Origin of the sequence: Bradyrhizobium sp. CCBAU 51753 (assembly GCF_015291565.1) — a bacterium.
Lineage (GTDB): Bacteria > Pseudomonadota > Alphaproteobacteria > Rhizobiales > Xanthobacteraceae > Bradyrhizobium > Bradyrhizobium ivorense.
The window spans coordinates 7,979,276-7,993,425 of sequence record NZ_CP030037.1 but is presented as its reverse complement, the minus strand read 5'-3'; the positions used below and the strand labels follow the sequence as shown (position 1 = coordinate 7,993,425).

Below are 14,150 nucleotides of genomic sequence, written 5' to 3'. Positions count from 1 at the left end.
GATGTCGCTGGACAGTCCGCAACTCCCGGGCGGCCTCATGTCAGGGGTCGTCGCCAAGGCCGTGGAATATATGGTGGATGCCGGGCAGCGCAGCGTGCTGCTTCTGGATATTTTCCGCCAGCGCGGCGACCAGTATCGTGAGCACGTTGCCCAGACGGCGCCCCACGTCCTGAGCTATGCAGCCGAACTCATCCTGGACGGTCGCACGCTCGAGCAACCCGTCAACTACGCGCTGGTGCGCATCGTCCCGCCCAAGGATGTGGAAATCGACCTCAAGCGCCGACCATTTGTTGTCGTCGACCCGCGGGCGGGTCATGGACCGGGGATCGGGGGCTTCAAGGCCGACAGTGAGATTGGCGTCGCGATGAAAGCGGGGCACCCCTGCTATTTCATCGGCTTCCTGCCCGAGCCGATGCCGGGTCAGACCATCGAGCGCATTGCCCACGCCGAAGCAATCTTCATCGAAAAGGTCATCGAGCGGCATCCCGAGGCTGATGGCAAACCGTGCGTGATTGGCAACTGCCAGGCTGGATGGGCGATCATGATCCTCGCCTCGTTACGGCCGGAACTATTCGGGCCGGTGATCGTGGCGGGCGCGCCGCTCGCTTATTGGGCCGGCATCCACGGCAAATATCCGATGCGCTACTCCGGCGGACTGCTCGGCGGAAGCTGGCTGACCGCGCTTTCGAGTGACCTCGGCGCCGGCAAGTTCGACGGTGCCTGGCTGGTACAGAACTTCGAAAACCAGAATCCGTCGAACACGCTGTGGACCAAACAGTACAACGTCTATTCCAAGGTCGACACCGAGGCCGATCGCTATCTCGAATTTGAGCGCTGGTGGGGCGGGCACGTCAACCTCAATGCCGAGGAGATCCAGTTCATCGTCGATGAACTATTCATCGGCAACAATCTGGCTGCCGGCCGCGTCAAGCTGTCCGACGGAACCGCGGTCGATCTGCGCAACATCCGTTCGCCGATCGTCGTGTTCTGCTCGAAAGGCGACAACATCACGCCGCCGCAACAGGCGCTGCACTGGATCCTGGACCTCTATGCTGATGTCGATGAGATCAGGGCGCACGGGCAGACCATTGTCTATACCGTTCACGAGACGGTCGGCCATCTCGGCATCTTCGTGTCCGGCGGCGTGGCCAAGAAGGAGCACGCCGAGTTCTCAAGCAACATCGACTTGATCGACGTCCTGCCACCCGGCCTTTACGAGGCGACCTTCGAGGCGAGGGGATCCGACACGCTCAACGATGAGCTGGCGGTCGGGCAGTGGGTGATGCGTTGCGAGGCCCGCACGCTCGACGACATCCGTGCGATGGGCGGAAATTCGGCGGAGGACGAGCGGCGGTTCGAGACTGCCAAGCGCGTATCGGAAATAAATCTCGCCGCCTATCAGAAATATCTGCAGCCCTGGGTCAAATCGATGGTGACGCCGCAAATGGCGGAGATGATGCGCAACTGGCATCCGCTTCGCCTGCAATACGAGGCGTTCAGCAGCGGCAATCCATGGATGAAGATGGTGGAGACCGCAGCGGAGAAGGCGCGCGACGAGCGCAAGCCGGTCGCCAAGGACAATCCCTTCCTGGCGTTCCAGGAGCAGGTGTCGAAGCAGATCGTTAGTTCGCTCGATCGGTGGCGCGACTCGCAGGAGGCGCTGAGCGAGGCGATGTTCCTTGCCATCTATGGCTCGCCGGCGCTGCAAGCCGCAGTCGGGGTCGATCCGGAGGCGGCACCCTCCCAACGCCGCGACATGGATCCAAAGCACCGCGAGTTCCTGCAAGCCCGGATTGCGGAGCTGACATCCAGGATCGGCTCCGGCGGTGTGCGCGAGGCCGGCATCCGAGCCTTGCTTTACGTCGGATCGGCCCGGGGCATGGTGGATGAACGCAGTCTCGAGGCGCTGCGTCGGCTTCGCCAGGCCGACGAGGCCGCGCGCGTGACGCTCGCAGAGTTCAAGACGCTGGTCCGCGAGCAGTTCTTCATGCTGCTGCTTGATCGGGAGGGCGCACTCGCGGCGATTCCGAAGCTCTTGCCGGACAATATGGACGAGCGCCGCAGGGCGTTTGCCGCCATTCAGGACGTGCTGTCGGCAAGCGCGGAGATATCCGGCGAGGTAGCCAGGCGATTGAAGCAGGTCGCCGGGCTGTTCGGGCTCGAGGCTCACGACAACACCGTCCCTTTCGATCCGAAAGCCCGGGCATCATAACAATTCAGAGCGGAGCGATGGGGATGGCAGCCGGACCGAACGAAGCCCAGCCGGGATCGAAATATGATCGCCTCATCGTCGCCGCGAAGGGCGTTCCCTCGGTCTCCACGATCGTCGTGCATCCCTGCGACGAGAGCTCGCTGCGAGGTGCGATCGACTCTGCCGAGACCGGCATCATCAAGGCGGTTCTGGTCGGTCCGGCCGCGCGGATCCGGGATACCGCGGCGAAGCACGATATTGATATTGCCGGCTATGAGATCGTCGATACGCCGCCAACCGAGGCTGCTGCCGCGGCCAGAGGCGTCGAGTTGATTCATGAAGGTCGAGGCGAGGTCCTGATGAAGGGCAGCCTCCACACCGATGAACTGATGCGCAGCGTGACGGCAAAGGTCGGCGGGCTGCGCACCGACCGGCGCATCAGCCACGTGTTCGTGATGGACGTGCCCGCCTACACCGAAACGGTGTTCGTCACCGATGCCGCCATCAACATCTTCCCGGACCTCGATGCCAAGCGCGATATCATCCAGAACGCCGTCGATCTCTACAATGTGGCCGGCTTCGGCACGACACCGCGGGTCGCGATCCTGTCGGCGGTCGAGACCGTGACGTCAAAGATTCCATCGACGATCGAAGCGGCCGCGCTCTGCAAGATGGCGGACCGCAAGCAGATCACCGGCGCGCTGCTCGATGGTCCGCTTGCCTTCGACAACGCGATCGACATGGAGGCGGCCCGGATCAAGGGCATCAGGTCCGAGGTCGCTGGCCGGGCGCAAATCCTGGTCGTGCCCGACCTCGAGTCCGGCAACATGCTGGCGAAGAATCTGGCCTATTTCGCCAAGGCGGATGGTGCCGGCATCGTGCTCGGAGCACGGGTGCCTGTCGTGCTGACGTCGCGCGCCGATTCGGCGCGGTCGCGGATGGCATCCGCTGCAGTGGCCTGCCTCTACGCGGCGGCCCGGCGTCGCAGTGCTCCCATCGCCGCTGCGTGACCGCCATGGATACGATCCTCGTCGTCAATGCCGGCTCCTCAAGCGTGAAATTCCAAGTTTTCGCGGTGGAAGGCGATGGTCGGCTGCAGCGGCAATTGAAGGGCCAGATGGACGGTATCGGGAGCCGGCCGCGGTTGCGTGCCAGCGGCGCCAGTGGCGAACCGCTGGCCGACCGTGCGTATCCTATCGAGGCGGTTGCCGATATTCCCGCCGCAATGTCCGTCGCGGGCGCCTGGCTCAAAGATGAACTCAACATCCGTCCCATCGCCGTAGGGCACCGGGTGGTTCACGGCGGCGCGGATTACGCGCACCCGGTGCTGATCGATCCCGTGGTCGTGTCGCGGCTGGAGCGGTACGCGCCGCTGGCGCCGCTGCACCAGCCGCACAATCTGGCGCCCATTAAGTCCCTGCTGAGCAATTTTCCGGCCCTGCCGCAGGTGGCCTGCTTCGATACGGCGTTCCACCGCGATCATGACCCGCTGGCGGATCACTATGCCATTCCGCACCAGCTGCACGCCGAAGGCGTCAGGCGCTACGGCTTCCATGGTCTGTCCTACGAATATGTGGCCAAGCGGCTGCCGCAGGTGGCGCCTGAGGTCGCGGTCGGCCGTGTGATCGTGGCCCATCTCGGCAGCGGCGCCTCGATGTGTGCGATGCGGGCAGGGCGGAGCGTCGAGAGCACGATGGGATTCACGGCGCTCGATGGCCTCGCGATGGGAACGCGGCCGGGCCAGATCGATCCAGGCGTCATCCTGTACTTGATCGCTTTTAACGGAATGTCGGTATCGCAGGTGCAGGACTTTCTGTACCGCGATTGCGGCTTGAAGGGGCTTTCCGGCGTCAGCAACGACATGCGCGAGCTGGAGGCCAGCGCCGACCCGCGCGCCGCATTCGCAATCGACTATTTCGTCTATCGCATCGGTCTCAGCGCCGGAATGCTGGCCGCCGCGCTGCAGGGGATCGACGCCTTCGTCTTCACGGCGGGGATCGGCGAAAACTCCGTTTCGATCCGTGCCCGGATCGCCGAAAGGCTGGCATGGCTCGGGATCGTGCTTGACCCGGCCGAGAACGCGCGACACGCGACCAGGATTTCCCGATCCGACAGTCGGATCCCCGTCTACGTCGTGCCGACCGATGAGGAACTGATGATCGCGCAGCATACGCTGACGCTGCTCATGAACCAGACATTGCCAAGTCCAAAAAGCGAGAGAATATGATGAACATTCCGGTTTATCCTGAGACCAGTGTCGCGCTGAAGGGCAAGAAGGGATTGATCGTCGGCATAGCCAATGACCAATCGATCGCCTGGGGCTGTGCCAAGGCGTTTCGGGCGCTCGGCGCCGAACTCGCCGTCACCTACCTGAACGAGAAGGCCAAAAAGCACGTCGAACCATTGGCCAAGGCGCTGGAGTCGCCGATCTTCATGCCGCTCGACGTGATGGTCGAGGGCGAGACCGAGAAAGTGTTCGAGCGAATCGGGAAGGAGTGGGGGCAGCTCGATTTCCTGCTTCACTCGATCGCGTTCTCACCGAAGGACGCCTTGCATGGCCGGGTGGTCGATGTCGATCGCGCCGGCTTCCAGAAGACCATGGACGTGTCCTGCTGGTCGTTCATGCGCATGGCTCATCTGGCCGAACCGCTGATGAAGAACGGCGGTACGATGTTCACTATGACCTATTATGGCAGCCAGATGGTGGTGAAGAACTACAATGTGATGGGCGTCGCGAAGGCGGCGCTTGAGGCCGCGGTGCGCTACATCGCGGCCGAGCTCGGGCCGAAAGGCATTCGGGTCCACGCCATCTCGCCAGGACCACTTGCCACGCGCGCAGCATCCGGCATTCCGGAGTTCGACGAACTGATGGACAAGGCGCAGTCGCAGGCGCCGACCCGCAGCCTCGTTAGTATCGACGACGTCGGCAAGGCCACGGCATTTCTTGCGCTCGACGGTGCCAAGCTGATCACAGGCAGCGTGCTCTATATCGATGGCGGTTACCACATCATCGATTGAACGCCGCGAGATCCGGCTCAGCTGTAGTGCAGGCCAATGACCTCCGCGACGCAGGCAGGGCGGGCGCCGCCCTCCATCTCGATAACGACGCGGTAGTGTACCCTCAGCCCATTCGGCGGCACGTCTTCGGCTTCCGCGATGCCGACGCGGCCGCGCAACTTTGATCCGGCGGGTACCGGCGCCAGATAGCGGATCCGGTCTGCGCCATAGTTGAGCGTGTTCTTCAACCCCTTCAGGCCCATCACCGAGCGGATGAACATCGGCGTCAAGCTCAGCGACAAGAGGCCGTGGGCGATGGTCTTGCCTCCGGGCATTTCGGCCTTCGCGCGTTCCTGGTCGACGTGAATCCACTGCTCATCGCAGGTCGCATCGGCGAATTTGTTGATGCGTTCCTGGGTGATCTCGATCCATTCGCTGATGCCGACTTCGGTGCCGACCGCTGATTTGAGCTCGTTGAACCCGTTGAAAATCCTCATGGCATCGACTCGCTTTGGTCAGAACGTCATTTCGGGGACGGTATCGGGAATCGCGAGTTCAGCTTCAGTCACCGCCAGCACTTCGGCGACTGTCAGGCCCGGCGCGGTTTCCAGAAGGGTCGCCTTGCCGCCGGGAAACGCGATGACCGCCATATCGGTCACGACAAGGTCGACCGGCCGCGCCGATGTCAGCGGCAGGTTGCATTTGGCCACGATCTTCGACTTTCCTTTTGCCGCATGCTGCATGGCGACGATGACGCGCTTGGCGCCGCTGACGAGGTCCATGGCGCCGCCCATGCCCGGCACCATCGTGCCCGGGATCATCCAATTGGCGAGATGGCCGGCGGCGTCGACCTGCAAGCCGCCCAGTACCGTGATGTCGACATGGCCGCCACGGATCAAGCCGAACGACATCGCACTGTCGAAGGTGGCCGCGCCGGGCAACGCACTGATCGGCTTGCCGCCGGCATCGGTCAGCAGCGGATGGGCCATACCCTGTTCGGGGATTGGGCCGGTGCCGATCAAGCCGTTCTCGGACTGGAAGAACACGTTGAGCCCTGCAGGAACGTAGTTCGCAACCAAGGTCGGAATCCCGATGCCGAGATTGACGAGGTTACCTGACCGCAGTTCCTTCGCTACGCGACGCGCAATGATGGTTTGTGCATCCATGGCTCACCCGTTCGCAACGAGATAGTCGACCAGTGGTCCCGGCGTGATCACGTGATCTGGCGCAATCACACCGATCGGAACGATGTGCTCGGCGGTCACGATCACCGTGTCCGCCGCCATCGCCATGACTGGGTTGAAGTTCCGCGCGGTGAGGGCATAGGACAGGTTGCCGGCGTAGTCAGCCAGGAAGGCGTGCACGAGCGCAAAATCGGCGCGCAGCGCGGTCTCCAGCAGAAACGGCTTGCCGTCGACTTCGATCTTCTGCTTGCCTTCCTCGACAAGCGTGCCGACGCCGGTGGGCGTCAGGACACCGCCAAGACCGCAGCCGCCGGCGCGAATGCGTTCGACGAAAGTGCCCTGCGGAATAAGGTCGACCGTGATCTGCTTGCCCAGCATCTGCTGCTGGGCTTTCGGATTCAGCCCGATATGGGTGCCGATCATGCTCGACACCTGGGCGCCGTCGAACAGTTTGCCGACACCCTTGCCGGGTGTAGCCGCATCGTTGCTGATGAGCGACAGGCCCGATTTCCTCTGTCGGACCAGTTCGTCGAGCAGGCGCTCCGGCGTTCCCACGCCCATGAAGCCGCCAACCATGATGCGCGCGTTGTTCGGGATCATCGCAACAGCTTCTTCGGCAGACACGGCCTTCATGATTGGGCTCCGGCGATTGGTCCGAGGCAGGTAGTTTCAGCGAACACTGTCGTTTGGCGTGGTGCTCACCTTGATCTGGGTCAAGGCCCGCGTCATTCGTCGTCTGCGCGGTGGCTAATCCCAATGTTGCCTAGCATCTCCGCCCACAACTTGCGCACCTGTCGATGGCGATCGTTCACGGCCGCGCTGACGGCGTCGCGGACGGGCTTGAGATCGTCCCCGGAGCGGCTTGGCCGGGTATTCGCGCTCGATCCCGTGACGCCACTCGGGCTCGCGTTCAACGCGGAGCAGATCGGGCTGTTCCGCGCGATGATGGCGAGCCGCGAGGTGACGCGCATTATGATGGCGACGGCGGCTTCTTCCTTGTTCCTTCCGGACAGCATGGCGCCGAATGCGGTGCCGGTGTTCCGCGAAGGGTTGGGCGCGATCCCAGCCCTGTTCGAGCGCGTCCTGGAGCAGACGTTTGGCGTCTCCGAGGGAATATGGATCGGCACGCCCGTCAATCTGACACGCGAGCGGCGGATGCTCGAAATCCGGCATCCACATCTCGTCGTCTAGGGGAAAGCGATGGCTGGATCGCGCCCGCCGACCTCCGGACCATGGCGGCGGCGATGCCGAACTGCCGGCTGGTCGTCGTGCCAGGCGTCGGCCACTTGATGAATTTGGAAATGCCGCCACTCTATGCCGGCTATTTGGGCGCGTGGTTTGGTGGCCTGAACGACCAGCGATGGTGACTCATGAAGATCCAGAAATCTTGGATTCGGTCGACGGCCGCTTGGAAGCGACTTTGCGTAGGAGAAGGGGCTTCTCGTTTGGAACCTCAACTGACTGTAGCTCAAATTCAAACAGATCGCTTCGGAGGATCGATGGCTAACACTCCAAAACTCTCGGTCGAAAAGGCGCTAAAGAAATTGCAAAAGAGGGATGAGCCAAAGTCGAAGAACGAACGCTACGACGAGAAGATGAGTGCGCTCGACGAAGAAATAAGGCGCATGAGAGCGCAGAGGCTGCGCTTGGATCGGCCCAAACGCACACGCGACTAAGGGAACTCGTTGTTGTGGTGGCCAAACGAACCCCCGTGACGTCGCTGGGCTCCGGAGCTTTTGGTCGGAAACAAGTCAGCGATGCTCAACGCGGTTGACAGACCCGCGCGCTCGGGCGAGTGAACTGGCGATCCGGCAAGTTTCGAACCTGCAACCCGAAGTAGAAATTCGCTACTCGGCCATTTGGCCTACGGCGCGTTGAGCGGGCGGGTGCGGTGGTGGGTCAGTTTGAAAACCCACCCCGAAAGATTTCCCTTGGTTAATTCAAGGCCGCGTCCATCCCACCCGTAGAACTACGGGCTCTCGGCGATTGGGCCTTTTTGGTTGTATTCTCCAGCAGCCGGCTCTGTGATTTCGGCCTAAAAGGCACCCAAACGCCGGAAATGCTCCCTGCGACGTCGCCGCTTCCGGCAAAGCATTGAAATCGCGGCAAAATGCGAACGCCCTCCGAGCGCACCATAAACCCAGATTGCCACACGATCGGGATCGGGAAGCGCGTTCGCGGAAAGATCGAGCGGAATCATTTATCAGCAAGGGCGCTCCGCAACGCGCGAGGGATTAGCCGAGCGGAGGAGCGAATGGACTGATAAAGCTTTCATACGAAGCGGAGTCAGTCGTCGACTGACAAGGAATTGCACAAAGCTGTAAGTTGTCAGGGCGCAGCACTACAATCTCCAAGGGCCTTTCGGGCGGATGACGCACAAGCGACCTGAAGTGCGTGACCCCGTGGGCCGCGAGAGTGCGCCGGGAGGTACTCACTCATTTGTGCTCCGTCGCCGCTGGCCGCGGAGGCGCCGCCGGTAGCAAGCTGACCGAGGAGCGCACGCGCCTGTGGCCGCAAAACGTCGCCGCGAGAAGCGTCAGGACGCCGTTGAGGCTGGCCAACTTGTGCAGCTTGACACTATCTGCCGCAGTCTAGAGCAAACTCTCCTTGGTGTGCGCGATCGATTGCTCAATCCGGCCGGCGAGACTTCCTATCTGCTTGCCATGCGTCGTCGGGAGGAGTGCTTCGAGGTCGTGAACGATGCCATTCGCAGCTCTCGAAGAAATCTCTGATCCGGCCTGGACCGCTGCACGTATCGCTGCTGCGGGAATTGTGAGCAAGGGTAGTGAAATTCGCCCAGTAGATCATGATGACAAGCAAGAAGATGATCGCGCAGAGGTCGCTTGAGGTTTGGGGTCAGTGTGCTGGAGTCCGAATTCACTTCGAACGGCGAGATGGAGGCATTGATTGAGGCTAAAACGCGCGCCGTGTCCAGTGGGCGATCGGGGTTTTCCTAGCTCATGCCAGCGCCCTCGCGCTTATGTCACCGGCTTCTGCCGGCGCAGTGATCGCCGCGCCATCGTCTTCGGCCTAACCGCCGGTAGGATCGAAAACGGCCTGGCTGTTCAGTCGTGGGATTCGTATTCCTCTATTCTTCCTGTCACGCAGCACGACGTACATCATTGCGCTCATTAGCGCGTCGTTGAATGCCTCATGTTGAGGAAGCGGAGGAATCTCGAGGTCCGCGAGAATTGCGGAGAACGAGAGATCGATGGAGATGTTCGGGGGGGCATCACCGTACTTCCGCTCATAATAGAGGCTGGAGATTTCAATGCGGCGGTTTGGCAGTTCGATCCCGAGGAATGGAAGGATATGCTTGTCCAGCATCGCGATGTCGAAATCGACGTAGTATCCGACCAGCGGCCGTCCGCCGACGAAATGCAGGAAATCAGGTAGCAACTTCCGGATCGGGACTTCATGCTCAACGTCGACCTGACGCAGGCGGTGAATCTTGATGGCGTCTGCCCGCATGCTGGTCTCCGGGCGTACCACCCTCTCGAAGCGCTCGCTGGCCAGAATGCGATTGTCTCTGATCTTGACGGCGCCGATGCTTATGATGTCATCCGTGCGCACATTTAGCCCCGTGGTCTCGCAATCAATGGCGACAACTTCATCTGCGGGTCCGTGCTTGAACATGAATCGATATGATTGGTCGCCGATCGACGCTTGATGAAACAGGCGTTTGATCGCGCGCGGGATCACGTCAGAAGACACCGAGATTGAAGTGATGGCGAATGAACTCGCGGAACCTCTTGACGACATAGAATGCGTCACGCAGGAGGTCACGCTCCATGCTAGACAATGATGATGGTCGTACCAGCGTGCCGGTGGCGCCGGCAGACTCAGCCAGTTGCCCGTCGAGACGCAGCATCAAGATGAAGTTGAAGGCCTGGTGAAGCTCGCGGGCGAATTCAGCGTGCAAGACACCCATATCGCGTAGACGACTAATGCGCTTATCCGTCGCGGTTTCCATCAACCCATGCTCGAGAGCAAGGCTGCGAACGCCATGCACAATCGGAAACAGACCGCCCTTTTTTAGGTCGATCGCGTCGCCATTGCCCGCAGATGTGATCAAGTTCTTGAACAAGCCAATCGGTGTCGTGAAGAGGTCTGTGGCCCGCGCGAAATGTGCGAGGAACGCCTGTTCCCCGCGCGCCATCTCGATCAGCGTGGTCTTCGCTTCGCTGAGCAGAGCGGCATTGCCGGCAACGCACCGCGCATCGAAAAGGATCGCGACGTTCATGTGAGCGGTATCGTCTGGCAATGTTAGCCAACTGCGTATGTCGGTGATATAATCGGGCAGCGGTTTGGACCACGCTGGATTGCTCACCATCACGTGTCCGGGGCAGGGCGGAAAGCCGAAGTTCGACAGCGCGCCGGAGAATGCAGCGCGAAACGCATTAAGCGTCACCTCCTCGACTGCGCCCGACAGGATGAGGCCGTTGTCTTGATCGGTGCGGGCAGTCTGCTCACCTCTGCCCTCACTTCCCATGACCATCAGGCATCCGCCCGTGCGAATGTCCGCCGGCGCCACGAGATCGAACAATCTGGAAAGCAGACGCTGATTCAAATCAGAGACGATCTCGCCAATCAACTCGACATCGATCCCCTGGCGCCGCAAAGTCCGCACTTGGTTCGCTGTCTGGCGGGCGGCCGCCGCCAGCTCGTCTTGACTCGCAGCGCGCTCTATGCGTCCGGCAATGACCTGGGCGCTGCCGGCAAGGAATCCCAGTACATCGATGTCCTCCAGGATGCCGACGAGGCGTTCGTCGTCGCGAATGGCGATGCGACGCTTGTTGAGCTTGGTCATAAGGACGAGCGCTGAGGAGACGAAATCGTCGGGCCGCAGTGTAACCAGGTCAAAGTGCGCGAGATCGCGAACGGATGTCTGAATGGACTGGCGTCTCAATACGACGGCCTTCGACAGGTTCATGCCGGTGATGATGCCGGTCCGATGGCCGTCGCGAACAAACAACGCGTTGCTGTTAATCTCCTGCATCTTGCGGCCTGCCGTTTCCACGGTGTCGTCGGCGTCAACAAAGGCGGCCGGGTGCAGGAAAAGCTCGGAAATGCGGGCCCGCATCACCGATCCATGCCTCTGCTCATCCTGATCCCTGACGAATTCATCCAGCTTGCGTGCGATATCGCCGTAGAAGAACGCGGCAAACCTTGGATTGCTCTGAATCAGGTCGAGCACTGTATGCCTGGCCGCCGAGTAGCACAGCGCTTCATCTCGCGCGACGAAGGCGTGTCCGCTCTTGCCGTGCAGGAGGGCGCGGCTATCGAAGGTGTCCTTTGGGCCGAGCAAGGCCAGCAGATCGGCGCCGTCACGCTCCTCTATGGTGCCCTTGATGACTACAAAGAGCGCCTGAGAAGGGCTGCCTTGATCGATAACGGGTTCATCTGGACGAAAGTAGACAATGTCCAGCGCCGCACGAAGTGTCTCCACTTCGTGCGGCGTCAGGCGATCAAACGGTGGATTCGCGGCGTCGAAAGCCTTGGGCATTCGCCATTGCGCCTATTTTCCACGGAGTGGAGGTCTCAATGACTGGTGGCGCTTGCTGCTCCGATGCCGGTCTGGCTCCGCACGAATTGCGCGTCGAATCCGTCGCGGTCGGTGTCGGCGCGCGCGCTCCGGTCCAGGACGGAGATCAGCCAGATGGAGACGAATGCAATCGCCATCGAGAACAAAGCAGGGTTGTCCAGCTTGATGGGGGCGGATCCCTTCGCGAAACCGAGGGTCACCTCCCAGACCGCTGGCGATAGGATGACGCCGACCACGGCACTTGCCAGGCCGAGCAAGCCTCCAATCAGCGCACCTCTCGTGGTTAGGTTTTTCCAGAAGATCGACATCACCAGCACAGGGAAGTTGCAAGAGGCCGCGATGGCGAACGCAAGGCCAACCATGAAGGCGACGTTTTGGTTCTCGAAGATGATGCCAAGCACGATCGCGAGCACGCCCAAGAACAGGGTCGCTATCTTGGAAACACGAACTTCATCCTGCTCGTTGGCATGCCCCCCCTTGACCACCATGGCGTAGATATCGTGGCTGATGGAGGAAGCGCCTGCGAGCGCCAAGCCGGAGACGACGGCCAGGATCGTGGCGAAAGCGACGGCCGAAATGAAGCCGAGGAACAGATTGCCTCCCACCGCGTCGGCCAGATGGATCGCCGCCATGTTCGATCCGCCTTTGATGGCTGCGATCCCGCTTTTGGCTTTTTCGAGGATGCCCGCGTCGAGGAACGCCAGATCGGTAGAGACAAGCGTAATGGCTCCGAATCCGATGATGAAGGTCAAGATGTAGAAATAGCCGATGAAGCCGGTTGCATAGAACACTGACTTGCGAGCGGCCTGTGCGTCTTTCACCGTGAAGAAGCGCATGAGGATGTGCGGCAGTCCGGCGGTACCGAACATAAGGGCCAAGCCGAGCGAGATGGCCGACAGCGGATTTGAGATGAGGCTGCCGGGCTCCATGATTGCGAGCTTCTTGGGATGTACCTCGGTCGCCTTGGCGAACAATGCTTCCGGGCTAAATCCGAACTTGTAAAGGACGGCTCCGGCCATGAACGTCGCGCCGAATAGCAACAGCACAGCTTTGATGATCTGCACCCACGTCGTGGCCTTCATGCCGCCAAAAGTTACGTAGATCATCATAAGGCCACCCACCAGGATGACGGCCATCCAATAGTCCAAGCCGAAGAGCAGCTGGATCAGCTTGCCGGCGCCGACCATCTGCGCGATCAGGTAGAAAGCGACGGTCACCAGCGAGCCGCACGCGGCCAGGATGCGTATCCGCGTCTGGCCGAGCCGGAATGAAGCGACATCGGCGAACGTAAACTTGCCCAGGTTGCGGAGCTGCTCGGCAATCAGGAATGTGACGACAGGCCAGCCAACAAGCCAACCGACCGAGTAAATCAGGCCATCATACCCTGAAGTGTAAACAAGACCTGAAATGCCGAGGAAGGACGCGGCCGACATGTAATCGCCGGCGATCGCAAGCCCGTTCTGGCCGGCCGAGATGCCGCCCCCCGCCGAGTAGAAATCCGCCGCCGAAACCGTCCGTTTCGATGCCCAATAGGTAATTGCAAGTGTCAGGGACACGAACCCCATGAACATGCCTATGGCGGCCCAATTGACCGCTTGCTTCGTGCCGCCATCGATCGTCCCGGCTGCAAGTGCAACCGAAGGAAAGCAAAAGAAAATCGTCACCAACAGGTAGGGCATCTTTTTCATTAGCGGCGTGCTCCAACAATCTTGCGGATCAGAGGGTCATATTTGGAATTCGCTTTGCTGACGTAGATGCCTGTCAGCAGGAATGCCGAAACGATGACTAATAGCCCGATCGGAATGCCAATTGTTGTGACGCCTGCTCCTATGGGTGTGCCCAAGAAGTGTGGCGCGTAGGCGACGAGCAGGATGAAGCCGAAATATACGATCAACATGATCGCCGATAGCGTCCAGCCCAGCGACGAACGCCGACGAACTAGTTCTTGATAGTCCGGGTCTTGCTCAATCTTTTCGTAGCTGTTCAATTTTTCGATCCCTTCAGGATGAACGGAAGTACCTCTGGCCAGGGCGCTGCGTTCACTTCCAGCGTATTCAACGTCAGGTATGGATGAACGTGATGCGGATAAACTCGCGACAAAGTCGCCAATGAAGCGGCGTTAAGTATGCACGATCGGGGAAGAGAGGCTCTTGATGCAGATCAAATGTCGCAGGTGCGCATCGATCTGCGGTCTTGGACGATGATGTCTCTGGCGCGGTGACTAGAATGCAAG

Annotated in this window: 15 protein-coding genes; 8 read left to right on the top strand and 7 right to left on the bottom strand. The window is 60.8% G+C overall.

All coding sequences use genetic code 11. The annotated features are described in order from the left end of the window. Position 1 precedes the first annotated feature (1 nt). Genes XH93_RS36590 through fabI form a run of 4 tightly spaced genes read left to right on the top strand, consistent with a single transcriptional unit; the run spans position 2 to position 5,209 of the window. On the top strand, positions 2-2,212 hold the full coding sequence (locus tag XH93_RS36590; RefSeq protein WP_194471203.1) for a DUF3141 domain-containing protein: 2,211 nt from the start codon (positions 2-4) through the stop codon (positions 2,210-2,212). Between the two features lie 23 nt (positions 2,213-2,235). Beyond that, positions 2,236-3,201 carry a phosphate acetyltransferase gene (locus XH93_RS36585; protein ID WP_194471202.1) on the top strand — a complete coding sequence of 322 codons (966 nt, stop codon included), beginning with the start codon at positions 2,236-2,238 and terminating at the stop codon, positions 3,199-3,201. A 5-nt stretch (positions 3,202-3,206) separates the two neighbouring features. Further along, positions 3,207-4,418 (top strand): acetate/propionate family kinase, encoded by a 1,212-nt coding sequence (locus tag XH93_RS36580; RefSeq protein ID WP_194471201.1) that lies wholly within the window; start codon positions 3,207-3,209, stop codon positions 4,416-4,418. Then, entirely contained in the window at positions 4,418-5,209 is a 792-nt protein-coding gene (gene fabI, locus XH93_RS36575; RefSeq protein WP_194471200.1) for an enoyl-ACP reductase FabI, read from the top strand. Before XH93_RS36580 ends, fabI begins: the two co-directional genes overlap by 1 nt. Before the next feature lie 17 nt (positions 5,210-5,226). Here fabI and XH93_RS36570 read toward each other — a convergent pair whose 3' ends face one another. Genes XH93_RS36570 through XH93_RS36560 form a run of 3 tightly spaced genes read right to left on the bottom strand, consistent with a single transcriptional unit; the run spans position 5,227 to position 7,005 of the window. Beyond that, on the bottom strand, positions 5,227-5,685 hold the full coding sequence (locus XH93_RS36570) for a MaoC family dehydratase (RefSeq protein ID WP_194471199.1): 459 nt from the start codon (positions 5,683-5,685) through the stop codon (positions 5,227-5,229). 18 nt (positions 5,686-5,703) lie between these two features. After that, a complete protein-coding gene (locus XH93_RS36565) occupies positions 5,704-6,354 on the bottom strand; it encodes a 3-oxoacid CoA-transferase subunit B (protein ID WP_194471198.1) in 651 nt (216 codons plus the stop codon). Positions 6,355-6,357: 3 nt separating this feature from the next. Next, the gene (locus XH93_RS36560) at positions 6,358-7,005 is read right to left on the bottom strand and encodes a CoA transferase subunit A (RefSeq protein ID WP_194471197.1); all 648 of its coding nucleotides are present in this window, start codon (positions 7,003-7,005) and stop codon (positions 6,358-6,360) included. 207 nt (positions 7,006-7,212) lie between these two features. Between XH93_RS36560 and XH93_RS36555 the strand changes: the two genes are divergently transcribed. From XH93_RS36555 to XH93_RS36545, 4 genes are all read left to right on the top strand, one after another. Next, the gene (locus tag XH93_RS36555; protein WP_246799397.1) at positions 7,213-7,563 is read left to right on the top strand and encodes a hypothetical protein; all 351 of its coding nucleotides are present in this window, start codon (positions 7,213-7,215) and stop codon (positions 7,561-7,563) included. 41 nt (positions 7,564-7,604) lie between these two features. Further along, positions 7,605-7,739: an alpha/beta fold hydrolase gene (locus XH93_RS42830; protein WP_256436567.1), complete on the top strand. Its 135-nt coding sequence runs from the start codon at positions 7,605-7,607 to the stop codon at positions 7,737-7,739. Positions 7,740-7,742: 3 nt separating this feature from the next. Then, positions 7,743-8,048: a hypothetical protein gene (locus XH93_RS36550; RefSeq protein WP_194475550.1), complete on the top strand. Its 306-nt coding sequence runs from the start codon at positions 7,743-7,745 to the stop codon at positions 8,046-8,048. An 831-nt stretch (positions 8,049-8,879) separates the two neighbouring features. Continuing rightward, positions 8,880-9,104 carry a hypothetical protein gene (locus XH93_RS36545; RefSeq protein WP_194471196.1) on the top strand — a complete coding sequence of 75 codons (225 nt, stop codon included), beginning with the start codon at positions 8,880-8,882 and terminating at the stop codon, positions 9,102-9,104. A gap of 298 nt (positions 9,105-9,402) precedes the next feature. Here the strand turns inward: XH93_RS36545 and XH93_RS36540 are convergent, their stop codons facing one another. The 4 genes from XH93_RS36540 to XH93_RS36525 are packed head-to-tail and all read right to left on the bottom strand — an operon-like array spanning position 9,403 to position 13,904. Further along, complete coding sequence (locus XH93_RS36540) at positions 9,403-10,074, bottom strand: 3'-5' exonuclease (protein ID WP_194471195.1); 672 nt, start codon at positions 10,072-10,074, stop codon at positions 9,403-9,405. 1 nt (position 10,075) lies between these two features. Then, the gene (locus XH93_RS36535; protein ID WP_246799396.1) at positions 10,076-11,878 is read right to left on the bottom strand and encodes a putative nucleotidyltransferase substrate binding domain-containing protein; all 1,803 of its coding nucleotides are present in this window, start codon (positions 11,876-11,878) and stop codon (positions 10,076-10,078) included. Positions 11,879-11,913: 35 nt separating this feature from the next. Beyond that, positions 11,914-13,605, bottom strand: a complete 1,692-nt coding sequence (locus XH93_RS36530) for a cation acetate symporter (protein ID WP_194471194.1) — start codon at positions 13,603-13,605, stop codon at positions 11,914-11,916. Then, entirely contained in the window at positions 13,605-13,904 is a 300-nt protein-coding gene (locus XH93_RS36525) for a DUF485 domain-containing protein (protein ID WP_194471193.1), read from the bottom strand. Before XH93_RS36525 ends, XH93_RS36530 begins: the two co-directional genes overlap by 1 nt. Between the last annotated feature and the right edge of the window lie 246 nt (positions 13,905-14,150).